This window comes from Nonomuraea sp. NPDC059007 (genome assembly GCF_042740555.1).
Classification (GTDB): Bacteria; Actinomycetota; Actinomycetes; order Streptosporangiales; family Streptosporangiaceae; genus Nonomuraea.
On sequence record NZ_JBHYJD010000036.1, the window covers coordinates 114,858 to 119,394 of the forward strand.

The window sequence follows — 4,537 nt, forward strand, 5'->3', positions numbered from 1 at the left end:
GTCACCTACGACGGCTCCAACGCCCACATGTACGTAAACGGAACCCAAGTCGCGACCACGGCCATGACCGGCAGCCTGATCGATGACAACGGCACTCTCCGCCTGGGCGGAAACACCAAGTGGGGCGAATACTTCAAGGGACTCATCGACGAAGTCCGCATCTACAACCGCGCCCAGACCCCCGCACAAATCCAGACAGACATGAACGCACCTGTGGTGTCAGCACCCAAGGCACGATCGCTGGAAAAGGCACGGACGGCGATGGCGGCTGATGACAATAACCCTCAACCGCCGCCGGCCATCTACGAGTACGGCAGAATGACGCCGGATGATTGTAAGCGAAACTTCAGCCGATCGAATCGTCCAGAGGGGTATGCGCGGAATCACTTCTCCTGGTGCTCGACGTCAAACCTGGACTTATTTCACCAGCCCGGCCGCACTCCCACGATCATGGATTTCCACGCAAAGATCGTCATCATGGCCTATACTTTCAACGGTAACAACAGCGTCGAGACCAACAACGGCGGCACCAGTCGCGACATATTCGTTGATGTTCACGTCTACGACGTCCGCACAAGAGGCGGCGCTACTGCCAAGCACCTCACTCTCGGGGTCGAGCCCGTCGGAACCGGCTGCGAGCACGTAACCTCGTGGGGCGGTAGCCCCACGATCAACTATCGCACCAAGCCGATCGGTCTTTGGCAGGACTTCGGCTCCGCCCGGTTCAGGTTGAGGTGCCCCGACAGCAAGGCTCCATCGCAGCGTCACATAAAATGGAGCCCGCTCTTCGATGAGACAGTGTACAACCTCGAAAAGATGAGCATCAGCGGCTTCAAGATGTACGGCTATTCTCCGGACTGGCCCTCTCCTCAAGGGGGGTACGGATACGCCAACTCGCTCGGAGCATCGGAAGGCGGGTCGATTGTACGCTGCGACTCCGCCACCTACATCAAGCCGCAAGGCGGCTGCGTCTTCAACTCCGCCACTCCCATGATGATCTGGAAACTGGGCCAAGGATACGACACCGCCTATCAGCACTACTGGAAAGCGTGCTACCAGGCTCACGACACATTCCCCGTACACCCTGACAAGCGACTGCCGGGCTGCTACCGACCTGGCGCAATGAAAGACAACTACCTCCACCGAGAAGACTCCGAAGTCGCAGAGAGCGTACACAAGAAGACATGGAAGGCTTGCACAGGCATCTGGGGTTCATACGCACCAGCCGGCAAAGAATGCGACGAGTACCCGTTCGCGGGAAGCTTCGAGCGCGCAAACGCAGCACCCAGCATGTTCTCGCTATGCCCCATCCGCGCAGACCACAACGGCCTGGCCGGGACGCTCCTGGAGAACAGATTCTTCATCAAGGACAGAGTCATAGTCGGGGACATCTACTACAACAAACTCAACACCACTCTCGAAAACCCGCCGACTAAGGAAGAACTCTGCGGCAGGCCAGTGCCATAACTGCCACCTGGCGACCTGAAGGCTAGGGGTGGCGAGCACGACCCGCCACCCCTTAGTCTCGGCACCATGACGGGACTGCGGACAGACGCCGACAGCACCATCGAGCACTACATGGACCTTCTGGTTCAACACGAGTGGCTCGCGCGCGGCGGGCTCGGCTGGTCTGTCGTTTGCCGTCTCGACCCCACCGGCTCAGCCGAACAAGCAGTAGTCGAATCCCTAGGAGCGTCCCCTGTATACCGCGACGTCGATATACGGGAGAGCGATCTTTACCCCACGGTCGAGCTATTCATTAGCGTCGACAGCAATTGCGTGTCCATCTTGGAGCGCGACGGGATTTATCACAGCAAAATTGAGTGGCTTCGATGGCTGAGCAGAGATGCACGCCTGTGGCACGTATCCTGGCACGCTCGCGGGCACGATCAATTCGTTTACGCGGAGAACGGACAACTACTCGTCCATTACCCCGAATTCCGCATGGACGACGCAACAATCTATGGCGAGATACCTCCACTGCTGGAGGACCATATTCGAATCCTGATCGGCTCCCCAAGTAACGAGCGGCTAATCAAGCGCGCCGCCGCCATGGCCACCGTAGAAAGCGCGAGCAGCTTCCAGTTGCGTGACTCAATGTTAATCGGCACACAACGCGCTCTGCTAGCCGATCGGTTAATTGAAGGAGACCCCAACCGGGCTCTATCCCTTCGGCATGTGGATTCCGAACTATATGGGCACGTGTCGGAGGCAAATACGACTCAGCGCCGCCAGATATGCCTGCTTGTTCTCAACCGCATGGCCCAACGGTACTTCGCTAAATCAACCGAAGTAGTAAAGGCTGCGAACGCTGGCGTGAACCAGGATGTCCAAGCGCTAGGGGAACTGATGCCAGGCCTTATCGAACACAGCATCAACCTGGGAAGGGAATGGTTCAACGGGCCAGGCGGCACTCCCCGTGAAGAAGACCGCCGCTGGATGCGATGGCAGGCGAGTATCGCCACAAGGCTCGCCCTCCAAGCCCTCGCCGAGGATACGGGCAGCTTCGAGATGCTCATAGCTGCCAAAAGCGCCACAGGAAAGGGATGGCCAGAACTGCGCGCACAGATCACCAAGAAGATCATCGCTAGATAGGCGCAGCAATACCCCAAGCACTACTGAGGGGCCATGGTGATTCCGGATAGCCGCCTTATGGTCGCAGCTTATGCGGCTGTTTGGTTGGTAAGGGACTCGTTGAATACTTCCAGGGGCGGGCGGTAGCCGAGCGCCGAGTGCAGGCGCCGGTGGTTGTAGAACCCTTCGATGTAGCGGATGACCTGCCGTCGTGCCTTGGCCCGGGTGGTGAAGACGAAGCGATGCAGTCACTCGTTCTTGAGCGCGGAGAGGAACGACTCGGCCATCGCGTTGTCCCAGCAGACCCCGGTGCGCCCCACCGAGCGGCGGATGTCCAGGCTGGCCAGGAAGCGGCCGAACTCGTCTGAGGTGTACAGGGCGGATTCAACTGGTCGTCGCAACACCTTGATCGTGGAGGTGTTGATGGGCAGGCCGGCGGGTTGGATGAAGGCGTTGACCGGCAGGGCGCCGATGAAGTCTCCGGGGGCGCCTTCGCTGCGGCGGGAGATCGAGCGCGCGTTCTGGCGTGAGATCGCCAAAGGGGTGACCAGCGAAGAGGCTGCCGCCGCGGTCGGCGCGTCGTCGGCCACGGGGAGCCGGTGGTTCCGGGAGCGTGGCGGGATGCCGACGTTCATGGTCAGTCCGCGCACCGGTCGATATCTGTCGTTTGCCGAGCGGGAAGAGATCGCCTTGCTGAAGGCCGAGGGAGTGGGAGTGCGGCAGATCGCTCGGCGGCTGGTCCGTGCGCCGTCGACTCTCTCCAGGGAGTTGCGCCGCAACGCGGGGTGGCAAGCTGGAGTACCGGGCCTCGGTGGCGCAGTGGAAGGCAGAACTGCTGGCCCTGCGGCCCAAGGCAGCCAAGCTGGTGACCAACGAGCGGTTGCGCGAGTACGTGCAGCAGCGGCTGTCGGGGCAGGTCCGTCACCCGGACGGGACGGTGGTGCCTGGGCCGGTGGCCGCGCGGTGGAAGGGCCGCAACAAGCCACGGCGGCAGGACCGGAGGTGGGCGCAGGCATGGAGTCCGGAGCAGATCGCCAATCGGTTGAAGCTCGATTTCCCCGAGGATGAGACGATGCGGATCTCGCACGAGGCCATCTACCAGGCCTTGTATGTTCAGAGCCGTGGAGCGCTCAAGCGGGAGCTGGTCGCCTGCCTGCGCACCGGACGCGCGCTGCGCGTCCCTCGAGCACGTTCCCGTAAGCGCGCCATCGGCCACGTCACGCCGGAGGTGATGATCAGCCAACGGCCCGCCGAGGCCGAGGACCGAGCCATTCCTGGGCATTGGGAAGGCGACCTCATCATCGGCACCGACCGCTCCGCGATCGGCACGCTGGTCGAGCGCACGACACGGTTCACCCTGCTGCTGCACCTGCCCCGGATGGACGGCTACGGCATCCAACCACGAGTGCACAACGGCCCGGCGCTGGCCGGCCGCGGCGCCGAGGCCGTTAAGGACGCGATCGCCGCCACCATCACCACGTTGCCCGAGCAACTGCGCCGCTCGCTCACCTGGGACCGAGGTACGGAACTCGCCCAGCACGCCCAACTACGGATCGACACCGGAGTCGCGATCTACTTCGCCGACCCGCACAGCCCCTGGCAACGCGACACGAACGAGAATACGAACGGCCTGCTGCGCCAGTACTTCCCCAAGGGCACCGACCTGTCCCGATGGACGGCTGAGGAGATCGACGCCGTCGCCACCACTCTCAACAGCAGGCCCCGAAAGACACTCGGCTGGAAAACACCCGCCGAGGCCCTCAATGAGCTACTCTCCCAGCCAACAACCAGCGGTGTTGCGACCACCGGTTGAGCCCAAGCAGTACACGTCCTTCCGATTCACCACGCACCTACTAGCCGCCGGGATCGACGCCTCCATCGGCACCGTCGGCGACGCGCTCGACAACGCCCTGATGGAATCGCAGATCGGCCTGTTCAAGACCGAGCTGATCAAGCCCCGCGG

Annotated in this window: 3 protein-coding genes and 2 pseudogenes; 4 read left to right on the plus strand and 1 reads right to left on the minus strand. The window is 62.0% G+C overall.

Translation table 11 applies throughout. The features are described 5' to 3' along the window. Both ACFWY5_RS41440 and ACFWY5_RS41445 read left to right on the plus strand, forming a co-directional pair. Window positions 1–1,467 (plus strand): LamG domain-containing protein (locus ACFWY5_RS41440; protein ID WP_379638111.1); only part of this gene is annotated, 1,467 nt, incomplete at its 5' end. Between the two features lie 66 nt (window positions 1,468–1,533). After that, window positions 1,534–2,595, plus strand: a complete 1,062-nt coding sequence (locus tag ACFWY5_RS41445; protein WP_379638112.1) for a hypothetical protein — start codon at window positions 1,534–1,536, stop codon at window positions 2,593–2,595. A gap of 227 nt (window positions 2,596–2,822) precedes the next feature. Here the strand turns inward: ACFWY5_RS41445 and ACFWY5_RS41450 are convergent, their stop codons facing one another. Then, window positions 2,823–3,209, minus strand: a complete 387-nt coding sequence (locus ACFWY5_RS41450; protein WP_379638113.1) for a hypothetical protein — start codon at window positions 3,207–3,209, stop codon at window positions 2,823–2,825. Between ACFWY5_RS41450 and ACFWY5_RS41455 the strand changes: the two are divergent. After that, a pseudogene (locus ACFWY5_RS41455) lies at window positions 3,196–4,387 on the plus strand (IS30 family transposase). The gene ACFWY5_RS41450 and the pseudogene ACFWY5_RS41455 overlap by 14 nt on opposite strands. A 7-nt stretch (window positions 4,388–4,394) precedes the next feature. Further along, a pseudogene (locus ACFWY5_RS41460) lies at window positions 4,395–4,537 on the plus strand (IS3 family transposase); the annotation flags it as partial.